This is a genomic window from Vibrio tasmaniensis, assembly GCF_024347635.1.
Lineage (GTDB): Bacteria > Pseudomonadota > Gammaproteobacteria > Enterobacterales > Vibrionaceae > Vibrio > Vibrio tasmaniensis.
Window position 1 is genome coordinate 423,084 of record NZ_AP025511.1, and the last position, 26,579, is coordinate 449,662.

Here is a 26,579-nt window from a genome sequence, read left to right on the forward strand (position 1 = left end):
AGGAACCTGATTAGTAGCCAGCTATGCGTAACCTGAGGGTTATTTTTATTACTGATCGGCGGCCAAACCAAATGATGTAATAAAAATGCCAATATAGAGCGACCTAACGGTCGCTCTTTTGTCTTTCTTATAAGGACAGCTTATCCTTTTACACCACCCGACGTCAAACCGCCAACTAACCAACGCTGAGCCAGTAAGAACACGATAGTAATCGGAAGTGCAGAAAGTACCGCCGCTGCCGCAAAGTCACCCCATAAGTAGTTCTGAGGATATAGGTACTGCTGCATACCTACCGCTAGCGTGTAAGAGTTCACGTCCGATAATAGGATTGAAGCAACTGGTACCTCACCAACCACACCAATGAAAGATAAAATGAATACAACTGCTAGGATGGGTACTGAAAGTGGTAATAGAACCAATCTGAACGCTTGCCAAGGTGTTGCGCCATCTAATGCTGCAGCTTCTTCCAAAGAGTTATCAATCGTCTCAAAGTAGCCCTTAATCGTCCAAACGTGCAATGCAATACCGCCCAAGTACGAGAAGATCAGACCGCCATGCGTGTTCAAGCCTAAGAATGGGATGTATTGCCCTAACTTGTCGAACAGCGCGTAGATAGCCACTAGAGCCAATACCGCAGGGAACATTTGAAAAATCATCATCGCTTTCAGGATAGTTTCTTTACCTTTAAAGCGCATACGAGCAAATGCATAAGCCGATGTTGTCGACAGTGTCACAATCAGAATTGAGGTAATACCCGCTACTTTTATCGAGTTCCACAACCAAGTAAGAACTGGGAATGGAGGTGGCGTTACCGAGCCATCAGCATTCGTTACTGTCATGCCCAAAGCTAATTTCCAGTGTTCCAAAGATGGGTTGTCTGGAATCAGGCTACCGGTTGCGAAGTTACCTTCACGGAACGAGATAGCAATAATCATCAGTAGTGGGAAAATAATTAGCGCTAAGAAGCACCACAGCGCAATATGCGTTGCCCATACTCGGTATTTAAGGCTTTTACCTTGTACCATAGCCATTGTCGTGCTCCTTAATCTTGAGTCAATTTAGTGAAACGAAGGTTTAGTAACGCTAGTGCACCAACCAATAGGAAAATAAGCGTTGCGATTGCACTTGCTAGACCAAAGTCTTGACCGCCGCCGCCTTCGAATGCAATTCGGTACGTGTAGCTTACAAGCAAGTCTGTGTAACCCGCTGGCTCAGAAGTACCAATCATGTTCGGGCCACCGTTCGTCAATAGTTGAATCATTACAAAGTTATTGAAGTTAAAGGCAAACGCTGCAATCAATAACGGTGTTAGCGGTTTAATCATTAATGGGAAAGTGATTCGCTTAAAGTTATCAAGGAAGTTAGCACCATCGATTGCTGACGCTTCGTACAGATCTTCAGGAATCGCTTTTAGTAGACCCATACATAGAATCATCATGTAAGGGAACCCTAGCCAAGTGTTAACAATCAACACCATGGTTTTCGCTAAGATCGGGTCGGAGAACCAGTTTGGGCTTAAACCAAAGATACTCTCAAGTACCATGTTGATCTCACCAAAGCTCTGGTTGAATAGGCCCTTAAAGATAAGAATCGAGATAAACGCTGGTACGGCATAAGGCAAAATCAGTAGAACACGATACACAGCACGGCCTTTCAGCTCTTCCCACTGCACAACGTTTGCCAGAACCAAACCAATTGCAAGTGTGAAGGCAACCGTACAAATGGAGAATACAACCGTCCAAATAAAGATGCTGATAAACGGTTCTTTAATGCCGTCATCTTTCCACACACGTTCAAAGTTAGCGGTACCAATGTCTACAACAAACCCTGGAGAAATAGTGTTACCGATAAATTCGCCTTTCTCGTCGACCGGTTGGTAGAAACCCACTTCCATATTTGGTTTCAAGGTTTCGCCAGATTCATTGTTGTATAGCGTTTCCCCGTCATCTTGAAGGGTGTAAAGCGGCGCAACAGCAGCAAATTTACGCAAGCCACTCATACGGATGCCATCACCATTTGGCAGATGGAAATCAACACCACTGATCGCAGAACGATTTTGGATGATCGCTTTGATCTTCTCTTTTTCACCTTGCACAGAGTCAATTGCAGATAGGTCCATCTCTGCTGATGTCATGCCTTCCAGAGAAAACACATCCGTAGCTAACAGCTGATCGCCATCTTTCACAACGATCTGGTGACCGTTATCTGTTTTGTACAAAGTAAATGGGTAGCTTTCACCGCTTTGGAATGAACGGTCTAAAAGAACGGTTTGAGTACGCTCTAGAGAGAGCTGGTTTTTTGCGCTGTAGTTAGTAAACGCAAGCCCTACGGTGTATGCCAATGGGAAAAGAATGAATAAAATCATTCCGGCAATACCTGGGTAAATATAACGGTGGGCGTAAGTTTTCTTACTACCAAAAATGTAAAGTGCCAAAGCCGTTAAGATCACAGTAAGCAGCGCAAATGCGAGCTCACCGCGAGAATACATTAAAATTGTAGCGTAGCCGTTTATTAAGCCAACGCTACCAAGCAACCCCCATTTGATGAAGACGCTTTTACTGCCTGGAAGGCTTGATGGTGCCGGGATCGCATCTGAACCTTGAACTGACTGCATAGAGGAACCTGCTAACGAGATATAAAAATAGAAAAGTAAGGAGAGGTTGCCCCCTCCTTAAAAGGTAGTGCTTGGTTGTTACTTAGTCATTCGAGCTTCAGCACCTTTTAGTGCTTGCTCTACTGATTGACGGCTATCAACTACGTTGCCAATAGCTTCTTCCATGCTGTACCAGAATGTTGTGAACTGGGGGATGTTAGGCATGATTTCGCCGTTCATCGCGTTATCCATTGTTGCTGCAATACGAGTGTCGCTGTCTAGTTGACGTTGGAAAGAGTTAAGAGCAACAGCGCCTAGTGGCTTGTCGTCGTTCAAGCTCTTCATACCTTCATCAGTTAGTAGGTAGTTTTCCATAAACTCAACGGCTAGATCACGGTTTGGAGAAGCGGTGCTGATACCACCAGCCCATACACCAACGAATGGCTTAGACGCTTTACCGTTGAACTTAGGCAATGTTGCTACGCCGTAATCTACGCCAGCTTTCTCGATATTTGCCCAGCCCCAAGGACCGTTAATTGTCATTGCAACGTTACCCGCTACGAATTCAGACTCAGCAACTGAGTAATCCATATCCGCAGAAATAACTTTGTCTTTTACCATCTTCTCAATGAAACCTAGAGACTTCTGAACACCGTCAGTCGCTACGCCTGCATCTTTAATGTCGTAACCTTCCGCTGTTTGCTTGAACGCGTAACCGCCGTCAGCTGCAAGTAAAGGCCATGTGAAGTAAGCGCCACCACGTAGAGGCCACATGATTGCTTTCTTGCCATCTTTTTGAAGCTTAGCGTTAAGTGCTGGGATCTCTTCCCAAGACTTAGGTGGGTTAGGAACAAGTGCTTTGTTGTAGATAAGAGAAACTGACTCAACTGCGACTGGGTAAGCGATTGTTTTACCTTCGTAAGAAACAGCATCCCATGCGAAGTCTACGATACCTTCTTTAGTTTCCTTAGAAGGTTTGATATCAACAAGAAGACCCGCTTCTGCAAAACCACCAAAACGGTCGTGTGCGTAGAAAATCATGTCTGGGCCATCGCCAGCTGCTGCAACCTGAGAGAATTTCTCTTCTAGTTTGTCTGGGAAAGCGACGGTTACTTTAACACCAGTATCTTCTTCAAAGCGTTTACCTACTTCAGCCATTCCTTCATAAGCTTTGTCGCCACCAACCCAAATAGTTAGTTGACCTTCTTCGATAGCAGCGTTTGCACCAAAAGAACCCAGAGCAACGATTGTGCCTAGAGCTACAGCGCTTAGAGCGTTTTTCATGTCAATATCCTTTTTATATTTATACGTAGGGCGCATTCAATTAAGACGAGCCAGTTTTCGGAGGCTATGATCTGAGAAAATCAATGACAGCTCATCATCCTAGCCACTACGCCCTCGCTATTATGGCCTAATTTCGTGATCGTCATCCGGTAAGATTGGCGAGCGAAGTCACAAAGTAGATACTCATCGTGATCCACATCACCGTAATGCGATGGATTTATTTGAACTGGATCGCCAATTATAGATAACCCCCTTTATCTACTCCTCCCCTCCTACTCCCCCTAGTTAAATTTCTATTAGGAGGATGTACCATTACGCAAATTCACCGAAACTGCATTCATCCAAGAGTGGATAGTAAGAACCCTTTACCAGTGGATGTATGCGTTGACGCATTCTTCATTTATCTGGCTTCACTGCCCGCTGGTGTCTTAATGAGCATCGAGCTAAATCTGTGATTGAATCACGGGGGAGATTTAGCTCGGCGTGGGGGAATTAGGCACGAGTTTGGCTATGACGGGTGGGCTTGATTGAAAAGCCAAGTCCCACCCACTTTTTTCTTACTCACTCAATACTTACCAATTCCTACAGTTACTGCTGACCCAAAAATTCCTTATAATGATAAGCAGTAAAACTTAAAATTTGATCGATCGAGGACAAGCTAGATGGCGAGTGTCACGTTAAAAAACGTTTATAAATCATATGGTGATGTACAGATTTCTAAGGACGTAACCTTAGACATCAACGAAGGTGAATTCGTAGTATTCGTTGGACCATCAGGTTGTGGTAAATCGACGCTATTACGCTGTATCGCAGGTCTAGAAGATATTACGTCTGGTGATTTGTACATTGGTGATCAACGCATGAACGATGTTGAGCCATCAAAACGTGGTGTGGGTATGGTATTCCAATCTTACGCGCTCTACCCTCACCTAAATCTCTACGACAACATGTCTTTTGGTCTTAAGCTGGCAAACGCCGATAAAGCTGAAATTGACAAGCGTGTTGAACATGCTGCAGAAATCCTTCAACTTGGTCACCTTCTTGAGCGTCAACCTAAAGCTTTGTCTGGTGGTCAACGTCAACGTGTTGCGATTGGTCGTACTTTGGTTTCTCAACCAAACGTATTCCTACTTGATGAGCCTCTATCTAACCTGGATGCAGCACTGCGTGTTCAAATGCGTTCACAAATCACGAAGCTACAGCGTCAACTGGGCTGTACCATGATTTATGTAACACACGACCAAGTTGAAGCGATGACAATGGCGGATAAAATCGTTGTGCTTGATGGTGGTTTTGTTTCTCAAGTGGGTAAACCTCTTGATCTTTATCACTACCCTAAAAACCGTTTCGTTGCTGGCTTTATTGGCTCACCAAAAATGAACTTTATGTCGGTTCACATCGAACAAGCTGAAGCTGAACGCGTATTGGTACAACTTTCAAACGGCATGACTTTCTGGATCCCTGTTGACGGCACGACTGTCAACGCTGGTGACCGTATGTCTCTAGGTGTTCGTCCTGAGCACTTGTTGTCTGCTGAAACAGGTGATGCGACGATTGAAGCTGATGTGTTGATGGTCGAGAAGCTCGGTAACGAAACACAAGTTTACCTCAACCTCGACAGTGCTGATGCTGACGTTATCTATCGCCAGCCAGACACGTTGACAATTGAGTCTGGTGACAAGCTAGCAATTGGTATTCCTGCACACCGTTGTCACTTGTTCCATAGCGATGGTAGAGCATGTCGTCGTTTGTACAAAGAGTACGGCACCGACTAATCGGTTCGTCTTTTTAGGATATAACTTGCCCATATCGAATCCCTCTTACCAAGTAAGGGGGATTTTTTGTTTAAAGGCGCCAACTACTTTCGCTTTGATTGTTTAATTTTGCGCACCGCTCAGTTAGCTTTTTCGAGCGGCAATAAAAAAGGCCTAGCAACGGCTAGACCTTGATTTGTGTAGTCAGGCTAAGCCCAACTGTTCATTCCACTCTATCTTAGACAAAATGAAATTGCCTTAAGCTTGGAACTTAGTGAATTGGCGTATCACTTGTTTTATTGAACTGGCCAAAATGCTGTTCTAACACTTCAGGTGTCAGTTTGCCTTCCGCTTCTAGTCGCTTAAATTCAGCAACGATCGCTTTTTGCTCTTCAAGTGATGGAAGTTTCACTTCAGGCTCATCGCCCATCTCTTGAGTCATCTGCTCTAGTTCTTTTTCAAAATCGCTCATGATACTTACCTAAATATTAAACCTAACGAGATTTTACTCATTTACGCTCTATGATGCTAGGGCGATTAGGTGCAAAGCCCGAAACCAGATCAAGTGAACGTCAGCTTAAATGCAAAGCTGCGGTCTCAATGAAGACGTTCAACGTAAAAAGCGATACCAAACGTAACAGGCAGCATCAGACGTAAAGCCATACCAAACGTAAATGCCAGATCGACCGTAAATCTACATCAATCGTAAAAGCCGTATCAAACGAACAAACATATCAGACGTAAAAAAACCGGATTCACGTGAAATGAATCCGGCTCCAATTATAGTTCTGTAAGTTTATTGGCTATTAAAGCTTAAACGAACCAACCATCTTATCTAGGCGAGAAGAAAGCTGTTGAAGTTCTTGGCTCGCTTCAGCTAGCTGCTCAGCGGTTCCAGTCGTCACTTCGTTAATCGCGTTGATTTCTTCAATATTCTGGTTGATGGTGTGAACTACGGTTGATTGCTCTTCCGTTGCCGTTGCCACTTGAGTGTTACGGTCAGTGATATCAACGATACGGTCTGAAATACCACCCAGTACATCCACCGCTTCATCCGACGCCGATACGCCTTCAAGTGTAATCACTTTACCCGCACTCATAGCCGTTACGGCATCTTTAGCATCACTTTGCAGTTGGTTGATCATCTTCTGAATCTCTTCCGTAGAATCTGCGGTACGGCTTGCTAGGTTACGAACCTCATCGGCTACAACGGCAAAACCACGACCTTGTTCACCCGCACGTGCAGCTTCAATAGCCGCGTTCAGAGCTAGGAGGTTGGTTTGTTCAGAGATGTCACGAATTACACCCAAAATAGAACCAATGTCTTGAGTCGTTGAAGCTAACTGCTCTACCACTTGACCTGTACTTTCGATGTCTTGTGCTAAGCGGCTGATCGCGTCTTTTGCTTTATTAACCACAGTGCGGCCGACTTCAGTATTACCTGAAGCCTGCGTTGCCGTTTCCGCTGCGGTTGCCGCATTCGATGCAATCTCACTGATTGTCATACCCATTTCGTTAATAGCAGCGACTACTTGAAGAGTTTGATCTCGTTGCTCTTGGCTATTGTCGTGGGTGATGTGTGCCTTATTAGAAACACTCTCAGCAGCGACTTGAAGCGCTTGGCTTGTAGAGAACACCTCTTTCATCGACTCGTGAATCTTTTCGATGAATCCATTAAAGCCCTTTGAAAGCTGTGCAATTTCATCGTTGCCTTTCACTTCGATACGCTGAGCGAGATCGCCGTCACCTTCGCCAAGGTCACCGAATCGCTTAGCCAAAAGTTTAATCGGCTGAGTAATACTGTTTGCTAGCACTACGCCCATCAGAATAAAGATTAGCGCCACAACAGCGGTCATGAACAGCATCTGTTTAGCCGTTGCGTCAAGCTCAGCAAAAACTTCGCTCGTCGGAACTTCACCAACAACGAACCAATCCATTGACGGCACATACAAACTCGCGACAAACAGCTCTTGTCCCTTATGCTCCGTTGTAATCAGGTTAAATCCTGACTTGTTTAACAACTGGCTAGATTGAGGACCGTAAAGTTGTTGAAGTGATGAATCACCGAGCGAACGCTCGCGATGAATTTGGACATCACCTTGGCTATTCGTCAAGAAGACAAAACCGGTATCTTCAATCTTAAAACTATTTAGTAGGCTTACCATGTCACCCATCGATTTCGATAAGCCAGACATCGCCAAACCAGAAGGCTGTTGGTAGTTAGCGAACATTTTCACTTCGCCAGTCGCTTCTTGGAACATACTGACCATTGTCTTCTGGCCAGATTGCGTAAAGCCAAAGAACCAACCATCTTGCTGTTGATTGAGTTGACGTAAGAAGCCATTTTGGTTCCAGTAGTAAGCCGTTTGACGGTTCGCGACTGAAGCATCATTTAGCTGGTATTGGTTACGAACATTGTTCAGCTGTTTTACCAACTTGTCCTCTAACACAGCATCGCGATCAGTCGATTCGATAGCGTCTGAAATGAATTCATTCGAAGCAATTTGTTCTGCAGCTAACAATAGCTGAGAGACTTCACGGTCAATCTCACCATTGATTCGCTCTAACATTCCAGGAAGCTCAATATCGATTAATCGATGACTCAAAACATCTCTTGCTTGCTTTTGTGCCATCGCACCAACAATCATCGTTGATGCAAGAACCGCGAAGGTAATTCCGAGTACCACTTTTTGCTTAATACTCAGAGAGTTAGTTTTCAACATATTTGGACCTTTAAAAAGAATCGCTCGTTATTTATTTATCCTGAACAGGATTTTTTGGGTGCACTTCAACCAGTAATGCACTCTCTCAGCTATGTATCGGCCAAGCCTCGTCAAACTAGAGTGGAATCTCGCAAAAATTTGCAACATGGTGAAACGACGAAACCCTTTATTCTTAAGCGGAAACAATTAGCAAGGTTAATGCACCGAGAGTTAACTATTCGTTTTAGTTATCTGAGTAATTAAGTTTCACTAACAACGCATAACGGCAGAGCCTTGAAGCTTTGATATATAAAAAGCGATTGGTATGGTACAAACTACTGCTTGATGTTTTTTCTCGTTAACCTCTTGTAAATAATTCCAATTTTGAAAAAATAAATTCCGCAAACGTACTGGAACTTTTTCCTAGTAATCAGTGACCAATACTCAAAATAAAAATCAAATGGATACCCAGAGAGTCCAAAATGCACAAAACAAATTTCGAAGTCCTTCAAAACTATCTAGAGTCTCAAATCATTGGTCAAAAAGAGCTCGTTAAGCAGCTGATGATCGCCCTTTTGGCCGATGGTCACATCCTCGTTGAAGGGCCTCCCGGGCTAGCAAAAACTCGCGCAGTAAAATCATTGGCTGACTGTGTCGAGGGAGACTTCCACCGTATTCAATTCACGCCAGATTTGTTACCCGCTGATTTAACGGGTACCGATATATTTCGCCCAGAAACGGGAGAGTTCACCTTCCAGTCTGGCCCGATTTTTAACTCGTTAATTCTCGCGGATGAGATCAACCGTGCTCCTGCGAAAGTGCAAGCCGCTATGTTAGAAGCGATGGCTGAGAAGCAAGTGACCGCTGGTCGTAAGACCTATGCTCTGCCCGATTTGTTTTTGGTAATGGCAACGCAAAACCCGATTGAACAGGAAGGTACTTACCCGCTACCAGAAGCTCAATTAGACCGTTTCTTGCTGCATTTAGAAGTGGCTTATCCAGACATGGAAAGTGAGCTCGAGATTCTGCGACTCAACCGCGGTGAAGCTCAAGGCAACGAATCAACTCAGCCACAAGAGCTATCTCAGCAAACGATCTTTGAAGCGCGCCAAGAAGTGCTCAACATTCACATGGCAGACACCATCGAGCAGTACATTATTCGACTGGTTATGGCGACTCGCCAACCTAAGCAATACAGCGACCAACTTGATCAATGGTTAGATATGGGGGTCAGCCCACGAGCGACTATTGCTTTAGACCGCTGCGCCCGCGCACATGCTTGGTTAGCTGGTCGAGACTATGTTACTCCACAAGATGTTCAAGCGATGGCATTCCCTGTGTTACGCCACCGTCTACTGCGCAGCTACCACGCACAAGCTGAAGGGGTCACTGCAAACCAAGTGATCGCACACCTTATCTCGTTGGTTGGTAGCGCCTAGGTGACTCGCGCATGAATAATCAATTACCCAACCATAGTGACGGCGTCACGTTAAACCTGGACGAACTGCTGCAATACAAAGCGCAGTCTGTTCGCTGGTTGCCTCCAGCCAAGAGCCTGTGGTCGCAACTTAACGGTCAACATGAGAGCAATCGTAAAGGTCGCGGTATGAATTTCTCTGAGGTTCGTCAATATCAGGCGGGCGACGATATCCGCAGCATTGATTGGCGCGTAACCGCGAGAACAGGCAAGGCACATACCAAGCTGTTTTCTGAAGAAAGAGAACAGCCTGTGATTTTGTTCTTAGATCTGTCGAGCAGTATGATTTTCGGCTCAACCTTGTTACTTAAATCGGTTCAACTCGCGCACTTTGCCAGCCAACTGTGCTGGCTAACCGTCGCTCAAAAAGACCGGATTGGTGCTGTGATTGATACTGGCCAAGAGATCGTTGAAATTAAGCCCAGTGCGAGTATTCACGTGCCATTACGCATTCTTCAGAAAGTCATAGAAATCAATAATGCAGCGCTCACTCGCCAAGACAATAATAGCAAAGCTTTCAATAGCACCACCTTCGACAAAGGGCTCAAATCTCTTCAGCACCTTTGCCCAAAAGGCAGCGATATTATTATCCTCAGTGACTTTGTGCGTTACCAAGAAAGTGACTACTCACTTGTCAGCCAACTTCGCAGGCACAACCGAGTACGCTTGGTGCATTTCTACGATCCGCTAGAGCAAGGTGAAACCGCCTACAAGGGATCTAAACAAGTGACGGATGGCAGTAAAACTCAATGGTTTAACTTCTCCTCGAATAAAGAAAAGGAAAAACTTAACCATGCGTTTTCATTAAAGAAGAAGCAGTTGCAGAAACTTGGTTTATCTCTCGCGATACCTTATAGCTCTCTGTCGAGTGCGCAGCCATTGATGAGCCAGATATCAGGAGCTCAGTCATGAATCAGCCCTTAGATTTAAGCCCTGTCATTGCACCAGACGCACCGACTTGGTGGCCTTTAGCGTGGGGTTGGTGGGCATTGATTATCACGGCCACCGCTCTGATCGCCTTGGTGTTTTTCATGGTAAAACGCAGACAAATCAATCAACAGGCGAAGCAAGAAGCCCTTGCTCGCTTGCATAACAGCCAGTCTTCAAATGCCTTGTCTCCGAGCACTGCTCAAGACATCGTTCGTCAAGCAGCGCTGAGTTATTTCCCACGCGAAAAGGTCGCAGGCTTAGCGGGTGATGATTGGTTGAAGTTCTTAGATGCGCAATTAAAAAATCCATTGTTTGTAGAAAAACAAGCCCAATGGCAACAGTCGCTTTATCAAGATACAGCCTTAATGGGCAACGAACAGAAAAAGGCACAACAGCAATTGGTTAATGACTGCGAAACTTGGCTTCGTAAAGCCCTTCCTCCAAAGCGAGGTCGTTATGAGTGATCTTTTAAGCTTTGGTTTTCTAAGCACTATGTTTCTAAGCAAGAGCTTACTAAACATCGAGTTTGTTTGGTGGTGGATGTTTTTCCTAGCGCCATTACCACTCCTTGTTTACTTGTTCTCACCAAAGTCAGAATCAAGCAGTGCTCTAAGGCTTCCATTTTTGCCCAAAGACAGCCATACCAAAACACCGAGCAGTCGCTTACCAAAGACGTTGTCAGTGATTATTTGGCTTCTGCTAGTAACGGCAAGCGCGCGTCCAGTTTGGTATGGCGAACCTGTTGAGTTTCAGCCGAAGCATCGTGATTTGATGCTGGTTGTCGACCTATCCTACTCTATGAGCCAAGAAGACATGCAGTTCAATGGCGAATATATCGACCGCTTGTCGGCTGTGAAACGAGTATTGAGTGACTTTATTGAGCGCCGTAAAGGCGACCGAGTTGGGCTTGTGCTATTTGCCGATCACGCCTACTTGCAGACGCCGCTTACGCTAGACAGAAGTACGCTTTCACAACAGCTCAATCAAGCGGTGTTAAAGCTGATTGGTACTCAAACTGCGATTGGTGATGGTATTGGCCTCGCTACCAAAACCTTTGTCGACAGCAACGCTCCTCAACGAGTGATGATCCTGCTTAGTGATGGCAGTAATACCGCAGGGGTATTAGATCCATTAGAAGCCGCAGATATTGCCAAGAAATACGACGCGACGATTTACACCATCGGTGTCGGTGCCGGCGAGATGATGGTCAAAGAGTTATTCATGACTCGTAAGGTCAATACCGCTCAAGACTTGGATGAACGTACGCTAATGGAAATCGCTAAACGCACTGGCGGTCAATACTTCCGTGCGCGTGACAGCAAAGAGTTGGCAATGATTTACGACACCATCAATCAGTTAGAGCCTGTGACGAACGCCACTAAGATCTGGCGACCACAACAAGAATGGTTTGTCTGGCCACTGTCTGCGGCAATGTTCTTCGCATTTATGCTGTTAGCCATTAGGAGAAACAATGTCTAACTTTACTTTTATCTACCCATATTGGTTCTTGGCGCTTGCCGTGCTGCCCGCTATTTGGTGGCTTAGCAAAAGACAATCGAAGCAAGGGTTATTGGCGTCACACATCGCCCGTTATTTGGCACCTGAATCGAGCAAGCCAACGAAAAACCGCAGCACTTATTTCGGTGTTTGGTGGTTGGCCGGTGTTATTGCGTTAGCCGGACCAAGCTTTCAAAACAATGAACAGCCGAGCTTTGAAAAAACGCAGGCGCGAGTTGTGGTCATGGATATGTCGATGTCTATGTATGCCACTGACATTAAACCAAACCGTTTAACACAGGCGCGATACAAGGCTCTGGATCTGCTCTCATTATGGCAAGAAGGGTTGACTGGTATGGTGGCCTACGCAGGTGATGCTTACACCATCAGTCCGTTAACGTCTGACATCAACACCATCAGGAACCTCGTCCCTAATCTCTCTCCGGATATCATGCCCTTCCAAGGCGGCAATGCAGCATCGGCAGTTAAGCTTGCGATTGAGATGATGACTCGCGCTCATATCTACCAAGGCGACCTAGTGCTCATTGCTGATGATATTGATGCTCAAGAGAAAAAAGATATCGATTCGCTACTCTCTGGCAGCAATTGGACGTTATCAGTCTTGGCTGTAGGCACAGAAAGTGGCGCACCAATCTCTTTGCCAACAGGCTCAATGCTTCAAACTGACTCAGGGCAAACCGTGGTTGCGAAAACCAACATAAGCAATATGCGCGACCTGACTCGTCGCTCTGGTGGCACATTCACCGAGGTGCAATTTAATAACTCAGACGTTGAGCACATCGCGAGTTATCTCGACCGAGTTGCGACAACATCAGAAGTGACTAAAACCCATAACTCACTCAACGCCAGAGTCAACAACGGTTTCTGGTTATTGCCGTTTCTGCTACTTCCTGCACTTGGCCTGTTTCGAAAAGGGGTCATTTGGTGTGGCTTAGCTGTGCTTGTATCGTTCAGCCAGCCGAATACTGCGTTTGCGAATCCTTGGAAAACCGATGATCAAGTCGGTTATCAGTTTTATCAAGATGAGGACTTTCAACAAGCCGCAGAACAGTTCAAACAGCAAGAATGGAAAGGCATTGCGCAATACAAAGCCGGTGATTTCGAAGCGGCCGAACAGACGCTGAAACGCCTTTCTGGGGAAGACGCTCGCTACAACCTTGCTAACGCCCAAGCAAAGCAAGGCAAGTACGACCAAGCGATTGAAGAGTATCAACGTATTCTCGAAAGCAACCCTGAACATGCTTATGCGAAGAAGAACTTAGAGATTGTCGAACAAGCTCAGAAGCAACAGCAACAGCAACAGCAACAGCAACAGCAAAGCGATTCTGAATCCAAAGACCAGCAAGGTCAGCAAGGTCAGCAAGGTCAGCAAGGTCAGCAAGGTCAGCAAGGTCAGCAAGGTCAGCAAGGTCAGCAAGGTCAGCAAAATGATTCTTCGCAAGAGTCGTCGGATCAACAGCAAAGTTCGGCAGACAATGAAAACTCGCAGAACCAAGCTGACAGCCAATCTCAAAGCACAGACCAAGGGCAAGCTAAAGAGCAACCGGATGTAAACGCCAGTGAGGAAGAAAAAGAGCAAGCAGCACAGTCTAAGCAACCAAGTAAAGCCGAGCAGTCACAAGAACAGAAGCAAGATGAGTCGACACCTCAAAGTGCGAGCGCACAACAAGCTTCAAGTGAAAAAGGTGAAGACGATGCTCAACAAGCTGTAACACAAACCTCAGATAAGCCGCTATCGAGTGATCCGGATATGCGAAAGCTTGAGCAAGTAGAAAGCGCCCGTGATCCGAGCCAACTGCTTAAAGCACAAATGATTCTACAAGCACGCCAAAAAAGTGCTCCTAACAACCAAAACAAAAAGTGGTAACCATGCGATCTTTAAACAAGCCATTTTTCTCAATACTCCTGACTTTGTTGTTGGGCGCCTTCTCGTCCTTCTCTGCATTGGCAGCAACTGCCGTTGCGAGCGTTTCACAAAACAGTGTCACTAAAGATGAAGTGTTCCTACTTAGAGTCGCAACCGATGAAAAGGTCTCTTCGGATGCTCTAGATCTAACGGCTCTCCAGCAGGATTTCTATGTTGGTAGACCAAACTTTGGCTCATCGATGCGAATCGTCAATGGCAGTCGCACCGTATCTAGCGAATGGAATATCACCCTTGCCCCACTTCGATTAGGCCGATTAGAAATACCTAGCTTTGATATTGAAGGTGCCAAAACCCAACCTATCACCATCAACGTTTCGATTAATAAAGCCGCTCCAAAGCAGAGTGATATGGCGGAGTTCCAATTAAATCTCAGCAAAAACATCTTATATCCACAAGAAGTCGCCGAGCTTGATGTAAAGCTCATCATCAAAGCAGATCCAAGAAGATTACAAGATCCCCAAATTTCTCTACCAAACTCATCAAATTTGGACGTGGAACCCATCGGTGAGTCGAAACAGTTTCAAGACGTTATCAACGGAAAAGAAGTGACGGTTGTTCAGCAGTCCTTTCGCATCTCATCGCAAAAAGCAGGGCAATTTGAACTGCTTGGCCCTAAGTTAACAGGGGCTGTTGTTTACTCAACCAACAACTCAAGCAAAACTCGCCTTTTCCAGCTCGATACGCCTGTTGAAAGCTTGAATGTCACCGTCAATCCTGTACCAAAAGGCTATCAAGGTGAGTGGTTACCAACCTCTGACTTCAAGCTGCTACAGAAATGGTCAGACAGCCAAGGCAATGAGCTAACTGACAGCAATGGTCTCGATAACAATAAGCAGAGCTTTGAATTGGAAGCGGGCGATTCTCTAACTCGCACCATCACAATGACGGCGAGTAATTTAACACAACACCAACTGCCGAAACTGAACATCACCTACCCTAAATCGATACGTGTTTATGAAGAGAAACCGCAATTTGGCACAACCCAGTCTGGTGATTCTGTGGTGGTTTATAAGCAAGTCTTGATTCCGAAAGAGGCTGGAAATATCTCGCTTCCTGATGTGTCTCAGACTTGGTTCAGCACCGATACTCAATCGGAAAAAACCACTAAAGCACTTGGCTTAGAATTGTCGGTACAAGCTAGCGACCGCGCGACTTCTAGCCCCACCCCAACTACAGCACCAGCCCCGCAAGTCAGCCCGACAGTTGTGACTGTTGATAGCCCGGGGTTCTGGCCTTATCTCACTGCTCTGTTCGCAGCCTTGTGGGTGATTAGCTCAGTGATGGCTTTCTACTTCTGGTCACGCCGCGGTGCAGCAGTAAAACCAAAACGCCCAGTTCCACATCAATCAGATACGGCAGACGCTCTTATTGAGGCGCTGAAAGCGAAAGATGGTGTAATAACCAGAACCCTGCTTGAGCAATGGAAAACAGAAAATCCAGACTTAAGTGATGAAACATTAGAGGCAATTGAAGTCGAGCTAACGAAGCTCAATCAGAGTCTCTATGGTGAAACCAATTCAGCAAGCCAAGTATGGGATCCTAAAGTGGCAATCAATACGATTAAGAAACCAAAGCGTATCTCTAGTAAAACGAATAAAAGCACACTAGAGAAACTCTAATTACATCAATCGTAGTAAATAACAGACCGAAGCCGTGGCAATCATCTTTGATTACCACGGCTTCGTTTTTGAGAAGGTAAGAGTAGCGAGAAAGCCAAATCGGAGCGATTTAATAAGAAGTTTAAGTAAAAATCTAAGAACTAAGAAAGCGTAGTCGCAATCTTTCTCCGCTTCAAAGCAGAGACAATCGTATTTCGTCCCGAATCTTTCGCCTTATACAAAGCCTTATCAGCCTTGCTATACAACAAATCAAAATCGAACTGACGCTGATCCGCAGTTATCGATGCATAACCTACAGACGCGGTTAAATATGGGCTAGTACTGCTTTCACAATGTTGAATTTTTGCATCTTCAATACTTTGTCGAATCGATTCTGCACGCTGCTTTGTATCAGTGTGATTGGTGTCGATCATCAACAACATAAACTCCTCACCGCCGATACGGCAGAAGGTTTCTTGATCACCGTAAACATGAGTGCTCAGTATCTTGCCAATGGCACGTAAAGCGACATCCCCCTCAGTATGGCCATAGACACTGTTGTACAAACCAAAATGGTCAAGGTCGACAAGAATTAACCCAAAGGTGACCTCATTCTGCGTAGCAAATACACCTTGCTCCTCACAATTCAAATCATCTAAAACTTGTGACAGCATACGGCGATTACCAAGACGAGTCAGCGGATCAAGTTTAGAGATCACATCTAGCTGTTCATTCGCACTTTCCAGCTCTTGAGTTCGCTTGCTTACCTCTTGCTCTAGGGTTTCATTGAGCTTTTTGATCTCCTCTTGCGCCATGGTTCTTTGCAAGACTTCAGCAAGGCTAGAGGCGAAGATACGTATCACTTCACGCAGTTGTGAAGTTAAAGGGCTTCGTGTTAGCAAATTGTCCGCAGCGATAAACGCAATCGGCTCACCCGTATTGGTGGTGATCATCGTCATTGCCGTCCAACCAACCCCGACAATATTGTAATCATGATAAATAGGGACTGATTCTTCAAAAGCGACTTGGTTAGGGTAAGTGCGAGCTGAAGACACAATGTCGCGTTCTACCAGTTCGGAGCGATAATAAGACTCATCGACAATATCGCCTTTTATATTGGTACCCCAAGTACCTTGCATGTAACTGCAATTTTTATCGGTTAGGAAAACGGCTAACCGATCAATGCCTAAATGCTGAATAGCAAAACTGACGGCGGACTTACACACAGCACTGACGCTATCGCAGCGAGACAACTCAACCATACTCGAATGCAGCATTCGAATGTTCAATTCTTGGCGTTTACGAATGTATATCTGAGACAGCAGAGAGCCGAACGATTCAAGCATCTGCTTTTGATAACTGGTAATTGGCGAGCGGTGAATGTAGTTGTCCATGGCAATCCAACCAACGGGTTTATCCCCTTCACGCAAGATAAGCATGCCATTCCACCCTTGCCCTACGACCTTGCCTTCAGTGTAGAGTGGAGCATGTTCAATAACGACCAAGTTAGTGTGGTTGTCAGACAGTGCCTCAATATATTCCGATTCAAGCTGATGTAGGTCATATTGGGTGTGATGTTCACTGTTGGTTTTTCCCTGCTCATCGGTGCCGTAGGTGCCACTAAAGCAACGCTTTTTCATATCAAGCAACATAAATATGGCGCGATCAAAACCCAGTCTATCGCGCACTGCCTCTACCGATGCTTTGTAGAGTGCATCCAATGATTCGGGGTTCGAGAGCTCTAACGCCACCTGATGAACCAATTTCATATTCTCGACAAACAACTCTCGAAGCTTAATTTCATCAAGATATTGCGCTTCGCGTGTATCCCTATGCTTAATCTCGATAGCTGCATTTTTTTCTGCGCGAATACACTGCCAGCGAGCTGCCGCCAGTTGAAGGCCATCCAGCCCTTGGTCAAAGGTTTGATTAACTTTTTCTGCGATGCAATTTTGAAGAATTAAATAAGTTCTACAGGCAGGTGCGTTGTCGAGCATCATGATGAACGACTCTCCACCAAGCGCTTTACTGTGCTCCCACTTACAGGTATTGAGCGACATCGGTAACACACCGTCAGCAGTGTCGAACTGTGAAACCCATGGCCAAAATGTAGAAGGGTAATGATCAAGAGAGGTTAATTCACCGTAGGAAAACAACGGTAACGAGTCGCTTTCTGGTATTGGTTCTGCAAATATTCCGATCCCTTGGGGACTAAGCATTTTAATCAGATAGTCAAACAGAGACTCAGCCAATAAACGGTGATCACGCGTAGCAGATATCTGTTTTGCAAAGGCTTTAACATGCACGGCGTTGGTCCATTGGCTAATAAGAATAACGCAAAAATACAGAAGCCTAGATATGCAATCAATATAACTAAAAATGAGATGTTAAGTGGATCGCAATTTGACCTTTTGCATTATCACAAGCATGAGAAGGACTACAAAAATGGGATTTCCTGCCCAAAATTTCGTCGACATGTGATGCTTTTTAACCGCATAAAAAAGCCCCACCTAAAGTGGGGCAAAACTTCCATCGCTTATAGTTATAGTGATAATTCTGTAAATCGAATCGATTATCTAACCTGCGTTTCAGTTAGTGGTGTTGACCACGTTATCAATTAAACAATTAGCCAAAGTCACCGTTGACATAACCTTTAGTACGATCATCTTTGGGTTCGCTGAAGATAACGCTGGTTTCATTGTGCTCTACAAGCTCTCCCATTAGGAAGAAAGCCGTGCGATCTGAAATACGGCGGGCTTGCTGCATAGAGTGCGTTACGATAACGATAGTGAAGTTCTTCTTCAGATCTTCCATCAACTCTTCAATTTTATGAGTCGCAATGGGATCAAGTGCTGAAGTAGGTTCATCCATCAAAATCACGTCTGGTTGCATTGCGATAGTGCGAGCAATACACAGGCGTTGCTGCTGACCACCAGACAAACCGAATGCGTGTGCTTTCAGACGGTCTTTCACTTCGTCCCAAAGCGCCGCACCGCGAAGTGAACTTTCAACCACTTCATCAATGTGCTTTTTGTCTTTGATACCTTGAGCACGTAGTCCGTATGCCACGTTTTCATAGATGCTCATTGGGAATGGGTTTGGCTTTTGAAAAACCATACCGACTTTAATACGTAGATCAGCCACATCGATATTGCCGTAGATGTTGTCGCCATCCATCTCAAGAAGGCCGGTGATTTTTACACCTTCAATAAGATCGTTCATTCGGTTCAAGCAACGTAATAGCGTTGATTTACCACAACCAGACGGGCCAATCAAAGCGGTCACTTGGCGCTCTGGCACGGGTAGGTTAATTGATTTAAGCGCTTGGTTGTCGCCGTAAAAAAGGTCTAGGTCTTTAATATTAAATTTGTTCATATTGGTAATCTCGTAATTCGTCAAAGTCTGTACTGTGTTTGTTTTAGGTGCTCATTTGGCTCTAGAAAACCCTGCTTAGTAAGTTGCAGTATTAAAACGTCTTGCGATCAACTTAGTGAGAGTGTTGATCAGCAGTACAAGAACAATCAGTACTGTTGCTGTGCCGTATGCTTGATTCCATTCTTCAATGGTAAACAGCTCCGTCGTTAACTTATATAAGTGAACGGTTAATGTACGGCCAGAATCCAATAATGAATCTGGAATACGAGCAACCATACCTGCGGTCAAGAATACTGGCGCTGATTCACCAATAACACGACCAATACTCAGAATAACTGAAGTGATAATACCCGGCATTGCACTTGGTAGAATCAAACGCCAGATTGTGTAGATTTTAGAAGCACCCAAGCCATATGAGCCTTCGCGATACGTTTGAGAAACGGCCATCAACGCTTCTTCAGTAGTACGAATAATCACAGGAAGAATCAAGATACTCAGTGTCAACGCACCCGATAGGATAGAGAAACCTAAACCTAAAATGGCCACGAAGAATGTCATACCAAACAAACCGAAGATGATTGACGGAATACCTGCTAATGACTCGGTACAAAATCGAATGATCTTAACTAAGCGACTGCCTACTTTGGCGTATTCAGTCAGGTAGATTGCCGTCATGATACCAAGAGGCGCCGCAACAGCTATCGAAGCAATAACCATGTAGATTGTCGAAATGATCATCGGGAAAATACCGTGCTCATCGCCCGTTCGCGTGTAGTCATCTGTGATGAAATTCCAATCAACATGCTGTAAGCCGTTTGAGAGGATGTACCACATAATCCAGAACAAGAAGCCCACCGTTAACGCGGCAGCAGCCCATATAAAGCCACTCAGAACGGCGTCTTTACGTGCGCGGGCTTTCTTCAACGCGATTTTATTCATCGTCTTACCTTGCGAGTTCGTAGGATTAGCTTGAGGTGCTACGTTATTTTCTAAAGACATAATGTTACCTCGCCTTCTCACGGTTCAAGTAAAGGAGAATTGCATTCAGAGACATGATGAAAACAAGGAGAACAACACCCGTCGCATAGAGCGCACTTGCGTGAATACCACTCGCGTAAGACATTTCAATCGCAATATTCGCGGTTAGTGTACGAGCTGAATCTAAGATACCTTCAGGCATTGCCGGCGCATTACCCATCACCATAATGATTGCCATCGTTTCACCAAGAGCACGGCCAATACCCAAAATTACGCCCGTCATAATGCCTGAGCGAGCAGCCGGAACGAGCAACTTAAAGATGGTAAAGATCTTTGAAGCACCTAACGCTAAAGAACCTTCTTTGTACGTTCTTGGTACAGCACGGATTGAGGTTTCAGAAACCGTAATTACCGTCGGAAGGATCATCACACCCAGAACAATAATACCCGCCAAAATCGTGTTACCCGCAGGCACTTGAAATACGTTTTGAATCAGGGGAACGATAATAACGAGGCCGAAGAAGCCGTAAACTACCGAAGGAATACCCGCTAGCAATTCGACAGCAGGACGAATGATGTCCGCCAGACGCTTTGGCGCGATTTCAGCAATAAAGATTGCCGTTAACACACCAATCGGCACACCGACCACTACCGCACCTAATGTCGATACGACAGATGCCACAATCATGGTAGCGACACCGTAAAGTGCTGGTGGTAGCCAGTTCTGCCCTAGAACGATGCCCGATAGGCCCGCTTCCTGGAACGCAGGGATACTTTCTCTAACGATGAAAAAAGCAATAACAGCAAGGGATACGATGCCGATGATTGCGCTTGTAAGAAATAAGCCGTGAAAAATACGCTCTTTCCAATCTACGCGCTTCTTTTTACGTAAGCCGCGTTTCAGTTGAGTCGCTTCGCTATTCATAAGCTGTTCACTATTCGTTGCGATGGTCATAACAAGTCTCACATATCGATAATCCTTAACACGCTGTTTAAGCGCACGAATTAACTCGAAGTGGGATAGAAAAGGCTCAGCCTGAAAAGGTAGGCTGAGCAATATTTAATTAATTGAGATACAGATTAGTTAACTGAGATGTAGCCTTTGTTTTCAACAAGAGACTGAGCTTCATCAGTTAGCATCCAATCTAGGAACTTTTGAGTTTCAGAAGAAGGCTTACCTTCTTTGTAAAGTACTAGGAAAGGACGAGCTACTTTGTAAGAACCGTTCTTAACGTTGTCGACAGATGCTTCAGTACCGTCAATTGCAAGCGCGTTTACTGAGTTATCTACTGTACCTAAAGAGATGTAGCCGATTGCGTAAGGGTTAGATGCAACCATTGTTTTTAGTGCGCCGTTACCGTTAGCAACTTGAGCACGTTGAGAGATTGCTGATACTTTCGTGCCAGAAATCTTCATTTTAAGAGACATGATGTCTTCGAATGCACCGCGAGTACCAGATGCTGTATCACGAGTGATAGCTACGATTGGCTTGTCTGCACCACCAACGTCTTTCCAGTTTGTTACTTCACCTTTGTAGATAGCCGTTACTTGCTCAGCCGTTAGACCTTCAAGGCCGTTTTTAGGGTTAACCACGACGGCAATACCGTCACGAGCAACGACTTCTTCTACTAGAGTTGTTTCTTTCTCGCTATCTTTAAGGTTACGAGAAGACATACCTAAATCTGCACTGCCGTTCTTCGCCGCTTTAACACCAGCAGACGAACCAGGACCTTGTACTTCGATAAATACGTTTGAATTCGTTTTCATGTATGTTTCAGAGAAAACTTCCATCAGTGGCGTCACGCTGCTTGAACCAACTGCTGAAATAGTTTCTTTAGCTGAAGCTGGAGTCACTGTTAGTGCACCTAAAAGAGCGATTGCACCGATAACTGTCTTTTTCATCACAAATTTCCTTAAGTGGCGTTATTGCCGTTGTGTTTAACTTGAACGGTGCCCACTTTAGAATCTAAATGTGACAGTTGTGTTTCATTAAATTGAAGCCTATATGACAGCTGACATTTATTTTCGTCTTTTTTCGTGTCAAATAACCTTGAAGCAATAAATTTAAATAACTCATAAACGTTAAACATTTATTTCAATCTATTTAACCCAAATCGTTCAACATTCCACCAACACCGAATATTACCAATTACCGCACAGCCACCCAGAACGGATAAACCATAGAGAAATAAAGAAAAACGCTCATTTTGCACAATAAATAACCGTAATTTATCAATTACCTATCGCATATATCTAAATCGAATGTATTACTGATTGAATTGTCATTCTCAGTAGTTAGAATCACGGGATAATTATAATAAAAGCAATTGCATCGGCTCATTTACTTATTTATAGAGGGACAATTCATGCGCCAACTTCTCAGTGGCTTATCAATTAAAATACAAATTCTTATTCCAGTACTCTTTTCCGTCGTATTACTTTTGACGGGTGTCATCATCGGTGGTGACAAGCTGGAAAACGCATTTAAAGATGTATCAACAGCAACAGATCAACTCATTCTACATAAAGAAGAACTCAGCGAAATCGTCGACAATAGTTACGGCATGCGCATCAAAGCAATCTATAGCTTGTTCAACCCTGATGATGTAAACACACTCGTTGAAACGCTTAATCAAAAACGCGATCAAAACTCACGCCTACTGAGCTCATTAGACACAGTGCCAGGTATGCAAGATGAAGTCGCAGCAATGAGCAAGGCGATGGACCACTACGTTAACTTTTCACGCAATACCATGCTTCCCCTGTTAAAGGCAAAGCACGGCAATTCAGTGCTACCTTCTGACTTTGATACTCGCTACCAAGCCGCGATTGAGCAATACCGACATGCCGGCAATGACATGGTAAAAGCAATCGACAGTCTATCTAAAAGGTTAAACTTGCTTGCGACTCAACAAGTCAATACTAATGGCCAGCAACACACGAGCACCCTTAACACTGCGACCATTGGGCTTTTAGTGATTCTATCTGTTGCGCTTATTATTAGCTGGACGTTAGCTGGCATCATTGTTAAACCAATCAATAATATTCAGGAAACCATGCGAGAAGTGGCAAAAGGTAACCTGCTAGTAAAAGCGGAAGAGCATGGTGACAACGAAATATCACGCCTTGCCCAAGACGTAAATCTGTCTGTTGAACAATTGCGCGAGACGGTAAGCTCATTGTCTCGAATCAGCATCGAAGTTGCATCAGCATCAACAGAATTGGCTGCTGTAATGACGCAATCAACAGCTAACTCAGACCAAGAGAAACAAGAAGTAGAACAAGTTGCCTCTGCGGTAAACCAGCTTGAGAGCACAGCAGCACACGTCAACCAAAATGCAGTACAAGCCGACTCAGCGTCTAAGCAAGCTGACGAAATGGCAACGCACAGCATGAGCTTGTTTAATGAGAGCAACAAAGCAAACGAGCAAATGGCAGTTCAGCTTGGTGAAGCAGCGAACGTTGTCGGCACGCTAAAAGAACACTCAGAGAAGATTGGTAACGTCATTGAGGTAATTCAAAGCATCTCAGAGCAAACGAACCTTCTTGCGCTTAACGCAGCCATTGAAGCCGCTCGTGCAGGCGAAAGCGGGCGTGGTTTTGCGGTTGTAGCTGATGAAGTGAGAATGCTAGCAGCACGTACACAAGATTCGACCAAAGAAATCCAAACCATCATTGAAGGCTTGCAGGTTCAATCTGGTAACGCAAATGAGAGTATGAGCAGTTCGCTGTCTATGCTGGAACATAACCAGACACTTGCGGGTGAGGTAAGCTCTGCACTTTCAGGCATTGCTAACTCAGTAACGGATATCACTGAAATTAATACCCAGGTCGCCTCTGCTGCAGAAGAGCAAAGCCAAGTAACTTCAGACATTAACCGCAATATCTCAAACATCTACAGCTTAGTAAGCCAAAACGTAACAGGCATTACCCAAGCTGCTGCTGCAAGCCAAGAGTTATCAAACCTCGCAGAGCAACAAAAGCAGCAGTTAGGCTTCTTTAAGGTTTAAGCACTGACTTAATACATCTAGAGTGCAGTAACAGACCTTAATTATTAAGCCAACTATTGAGTCATCAGTAGTTGGCTTTTTTAATTGCTGGAGATTAGTGATCGCTCTCAGCAGCTCTGATTCTTTCAATCGCTTCGACTCTTCGAAGTTGTTCTGGCTGAAAATGCGTAGTCCGAAGCTGTGCGATAGTCTCTTGTTGCTCAATTTCAGAGAGTTCGGAATCATTCAAAATATCATTTCGTTCAACAAAGTAAATTTCTAAAGCTCCATCAAAGTCCGCCCTTTGTTGATCAAGCGCTTCGAGCCTCTGTGTCGCTTCTTCGCCGACCAGTTCGTTTCTCTTCAAGTATTTACCTTGTTCGTCTAGACCTTCTGAACTGGATAGCTGTGGGAGTAATACCTGATTCTGATGGCTCGTTTGAACGTAATCTGGCTGTTCTGATAGATAAGACTCAAGCCTTTGCTGATATTCCGGCTCGTCTAGCCCTTCTTGTTTCAGAAGTAACTTTTCTAAAGCGATTTCCCTCATTCTGTTGTCATGGGTAAACAAAATACTTATCTCGCTCTCACTGAAAAACTGCGCTTGAAGATCGAGGAGAGCTTGATTCAGTGCGCGTAGGTCCTCTGCGGAGATTGAGGTGGTATCAAATTGGACATCTAATGATGTCAGTGCCGACTTGTACTCAAGATATTTGGCAAACAGTGCCTCATCAACGATCGCGACCTGTGATTGCTCGTGGTGTTTTGCCATATTGTCACGGATATCTTCAAGGGTTAATTCGGTATTGCCTGACACGAAATATTCCATCATGTCTTTGGCTGATGCATTGTCGATTTCGGTGTCTTGTTGAGAGCTAACCTTCAATGAAGAAGCGCTGTGTTCGTTGTTATTATATGGACTGGTATCCTCGTTCTTTAGATATAAAAAGACCGCCGCTGTGCTCATCAGGGCTATCGTAGTTATCGACAAAATGGCGATCTTTTTCATTATATTTTCCTTATGATCTTAACTTTTGGGCAGTGCGACCTACAGGCCAGCCAACTTCAATCGATTCGCGTGTTGGCGATATAGCGTCACGGGATCGGTCTCAAAGAGATGATGGATGCCCAACAACCCATTAATCTCGTCTAGGTGGTTCATCTTGTAATCATCACCAATCACTTTGCCCAAATGCGCGCTGCATGCTCCCACTAAACCATCATTAGGTTCATTGAATGCTAAGCCAAGGATTGTCATCGCTCCGTCGGTAGGATCAAGAAGGTTAGTAAAAGTGGAAGATCCTGTCCATGAATAGTAATAGACACCGTTGTTTGCTTGCCATTCACCATCACCACATTCAGACGTTGGTACGCCTTCAGGGTAAAACTGATTGAATGCAAGCGAACCTTCAGTGGTCAACGCTTCAAGAGACGCAAGGCCATCTTGGTCAAGATCCGTTCCACCAGATAACAGGTTGATCAGCGCCGTCAATCCACCAGCCAATTTAACCGCGATACCTTCTGAAACTGACCCTTCAGATACCGTCCCGCGAACAAGGTCTGCCACTTTAGATCCTTTATGAACACCACCAATGCTCGTCACCGAAGCAACCAAATCAGGACGTACTGATGCTACATAGCGCGCTGTTGGTCCGCCGTGGCTGTGACCAACTAGGTTCACCTTACTTGCCCCTGTCGCGGCTAACAGTGTTTCAACTTGAGCCAACAATTGCTCGCCACGTACTTCAGAGCTATTGGTCGCTGATACTTGCGCTACATAGACGCTCGCACCATCTTTGGTTAGGGATTCAGGTACGCCATAGAAGTAATCGACACCCGCTAATGTATCGAAACCAAACAGACCATGTACCAACATAATGGGGTATTTCGTTTGTGTGTATCCACTGACCTCTAATGCCGATGCGCTTGTTCCGGCATAAGCGCCAAAACTGGATAGACAGGCTATCGTCCAAATTAATATCTTTTTCAATGCTCTTTCCTTAAACAGATTAGACCTCTGATGAGTAAGGAAAAACATAGATGCTTATTTTATAAAATAAAAAGTGGCAACTTGATCTTTGTGATATAGAGCTTTAATTAAACAATTGTGATGAACATTAGAAATGCAACATAGCTTTAAATAAAGAACAATTAAATCATTGATTAAATTGAAATTTATTTATCACCCTGCTGATAACGTTTTCAATTAAGCATTCAATAGACAAATCGTCCCGTACCGATCAATGACGACGTGTTTGCCTGCGATAGCTCGTTAAAATCAAATGTTAGATATTGGCTAGCTCACTTCGATGCCACTATTTTTCACTCAAAAAGCGGTTGAAACTTTGACACTGATGCCAGTTATGAGCCGCTAACAAGCTGAATGTATTGACGAAAGTTATTGGTTTTAGATATAGGTCATACCAGTTATTAGCAATTCAGTTATTAAAACCG

General features: G+C 44.7%; 20 protein-coding genes. 8 read left to right on the forward strand and 12 right to left on the reverse strand.

What is annotated here, in order from left to right; all coding sequences use genetic code 11:
• Positions 1 to 140: 140 nt before the first annotated feature.
• The 3 genes from malG to malE all read right to left on the reverse strand — a co-directional run bounded on the left by malG (position 141) and on the right by malE (position 3,877).
• On the reverse strand, positions 141 to 1,031 hold the full coding sequence (gene malG, locus OCV44_RS16275; RefSeq protein WP_086050605.1) for a maltose ABC transporter permease MalG: 891 nt from the start codon (positions 1,029 to 1,031) through the stop codon (positions 141 to 143).
• An 11-nt stretch (positions 1,032 to 1,042) separates the two neighbouring features.
• Positions 1,043 to 2,614 (reverse strand): maltose ABC transporter permease MalF, encoded by a 1,572-nt coding sequence (gene malF / locus OCV44_RS16280; protein WP_139685918.1) that lies wholly within the window; start codon positions 2,612 to 2,614, stop codon positions 1,043 to 1,045.
• 78 nt (positions 2,615 to 2,692) lie between these two features.
• Positions 2,693 to 3,877 (reverse strand): maltose/maltodextrin ABC transporter substrate-binding protein MalE, encoded by a 1,185-nt coding sequence (gene malE, locus OCV44_RS16285; RefSeq protein WP_017096230.1) that lies wholly within the window; start codon positions 3,875 to 3,877, stop codon positions 2,693 to 2,695.
• Positions 3,878 to 4,539: 662 nt separating this feature from the next.
• Between malE and malK the strand changes: the two genes are divergently transcribed.
• Entirely contained in the window at positions 4,540 to 5,652 is a 1,113-nt protein-coding gene (malK, locus tag OCV44_RS16290) for a maltose/maltodextrin ABC transporter ATP-binding protein MalK (RefSeq protein WP_139685917.1), read from the forward strand.
• 250 nt (positions 5,653 to 5,902) lie between these two features.
• Here malK and OCV44_RS16295 read toward each other — a convergent pair whose 3' ends face one another.
• Positions 5,903 to 6,103: a restriction endonuclease subunit S domain-containing protein gene (locus OCV44_RS16295; protein ID WP_009845810.1), complete on the reverse strand. Its 201-nt coding sequence runs from the start codon at positions 6,101 to 6,103 to the stop codon at positions 5,903 to 5,905.
• Positions 6,104 to 6,437: 334 nt separating this feature from the next.
• Entirely contained in the window at positions 6,438 to 8,354 is a 1,917-nt protein-coding gene (locus OCV44_RS16300) for a methyl-accepting chemotaxis protein (RefSeq protein WP_139685916.1), read from the reverse strand.
• A 461-nt stretch (positions 8,355 to 8,815) separates the two neighbouring features.
• Here OCV44_RS16300 and OCV44_RS16305 point away from each other — a divergent pair, with 461 nt between their 5' ends.
• From OCV44_RS16305 to OCV44_RS16330, 6 genes are read left to right on the forward strand one after another with little or no spacing between them, the layout of a single operon-like run.
• Complete coding sequence (locus tag OCV44_RS16305; protein ID WP_086050599.1) at positions 8,816 to 9,772, forward strand: AAA family ATPase; 957 nt, start codon at positions 8,816 to 8,818, stop codon at positions 9,770 to 9,772.
• 11 nt (positions 9,773 to 9,783) lie between these two features.
• Positions 9,784 to 10,722 carry a DUF58 domain-containing protein gene (locus OCV44_RS16310; RefSeq protein ID WP_139685915.1) on the forward strand — a complete coding sequence of 313 codons (939 nt, stop codon included), beginning with the start codon at positions 9,784 to 9,786 and terminating at the stop codon, positions 10,720 to 10,722.
• Positions 10,719 to 11,204: a DUF4381 domain-containing protein gene (locus tag OCV44_RS16315; RefSeq protein WP_139685914.1), complete on the forward strand. Its 486-nt coding sequence runs from the start codon at positions 10,719 to 10,721 to the stop codon at positions 11,202 to 11,204. The genes OCV44_RS16310 and OCV44_RS16315 overlap by 4 nt, the downstream gene beginning before the upstream one ends.
• Entirely contained in the window at positions 11,197 to 12,219 is a 1,023-nt protein-coding gene (locus tag OCV44_RS16320; RefSeq protein ID WP_139685913.1) for a vWA domain-containing protein, read from the forward strand. Before OCV44_RS16315 ends, OCV44_RS16320 begins: the two co-directional genes overlap by 8 nt.
• Entirely contained in the window at positions 12,212 to 14,125 is a 1,914-nt protein-coding gene (locus tag OCV44_RS16325; RefSeq protein ID WP_261900939.1) for a VWA domain-containing protein, read from the forward strand. Before OCV44_RS16320 ends, OCV44_RS16325 begins: the two co-directional genes overlap by 8 nt.
• 2 nt (positions 14,126 to 14,127) lie before the next feature.
• Positions 14,128 to 15,804, forward strand: coding sequence for a BatD family protein (locus OCV44_RS16330; RefSeq protein WP_139686024.1), 1,677 nt, complete (start codon positions 14,128 to 14,130; stop codon positions 15,802 to 15,804).
• 140 nt (positions 15,805 to 15,944) lie between these two features.
• Here the strand turns inward: OCV44_RS16330 and OCV44_RS16335 are convergent, their stop codons facing one another.
• The 5 genes from OCV44_RS16335 to OCV44_RS16355 all read right to left on the reverse strand — a co-directional run bounded on the left by OCV44_RS16335 (position 15,945) and on the right by OCV44_RS16355 (position 22,038).
• Positions 15,945 to 18,089, reverse strand: a complete 2,145-nt coding sequence (locus OCV44_RS16335; RefSeq protein ID WP_139686023.1) for a sensor domain-containing diguanylate cyclase — start codon at positions 18,087 to 18,089, stop codon at positions 15,945 to 15,947.
• 319 nt (positions 18,090 to 18,408) lie between these two features.
• On the reverse strand, positions 18,409 to 19,158 hold the full coding sequence (pstB, locus tag OCV44_RS16340; RefSeq protein WP_139686022.1) for a phosphate ABC transporter ATP-binding protein PstB: 750 nt from the start codon (positions 19,156 to 19,158) through the stop codon (positions 18,409 to 18,411).
• Between the two features lie 75 nt (positions 19,159 to 19,233).
• Positions 19,234 to 20,097, reverse strand: coding sequence for a phosphate ABC transporter permease PstA (pstA, locus tag OCV44_RS16345; RefSeq protein ID WP_012600195.1), 864 nt, complete (start codon positions 20,095 to 20,097; stop codon positions 19,234 to 19,236).
• Positions 20,098 to 20,161: 64 nt separating this feature from the next.
• Entirely contained in the window at positions 20,162 to 21,091 is a 930-nt protein-coding gene (gene pstC / locus OCV44_RS16350) for a phosphate ABC transporter permease subunit PstC (RefSeq protein WP_009845821.1), read from the reverse strand.
• 125 nt (positions 21,092 to 21,216) lie between these two features.
• A complete protein-coding gene (locus OCV44_RS16355) occupies positions 21,217 to 22,038 on the reverse strand; it encodes a phosphate ABC transporter substrate-binding protein (protein ID WP_139686021.1) in 822 nt (273 codons plus the stop codon).
• A gap of 464 nt (positions 22,039 to 22,502) precedes the next feature.
• On the opposite strand from OCV44_RS16355, the gene OCV44_RS16360 reads away from it, so the two are divergent.
• Positions 22,503 to 24,146, forward strand: coding sequence for a methyl-accepting chemotaxis protein (locus OCV44_RS16360; RefSeq protein WP_139686020.1), 1,644 nt, complete (start codon positions 22,503 to 22,505; stop codon positions 24,144 to 24,146).
• 94 nt (positions 24,147 to 24,240) lie between these two features.
• Here OCV44_RS16360 and OCV44_RS16365 read toward each other — a convergent pair whose 3' ends face one another.
• The gene (locus OCV44_RS16365; RefSeq protein WP_139686019.1) at positions 24,241 to 25,134 is read right to left on the reverse strand and encodes a lipase secretion chaperone; all 894 of its coding nucleotides are present in this window, start codon (positions 25,132 to 25,134) and stop codon (positions 24,241 to 24,243) included.
• A 39-nt stretch (positions 25,135 to 25,173) separates the two neighbouring features.
• On the reverse strand, positions 25,174 to 26,115 hold the full coding sequence (locus OCV44_RS16370; protein WP_139686018.1) for a lipase family alpha/beta hydrolase: 942 nt from the start codon (positions 26,113 to 26,115) through the stop codon (positions 25,174 to 25,176).
• Positions 26,116 to 26,579: the final 464 nt, after the last annotated feature.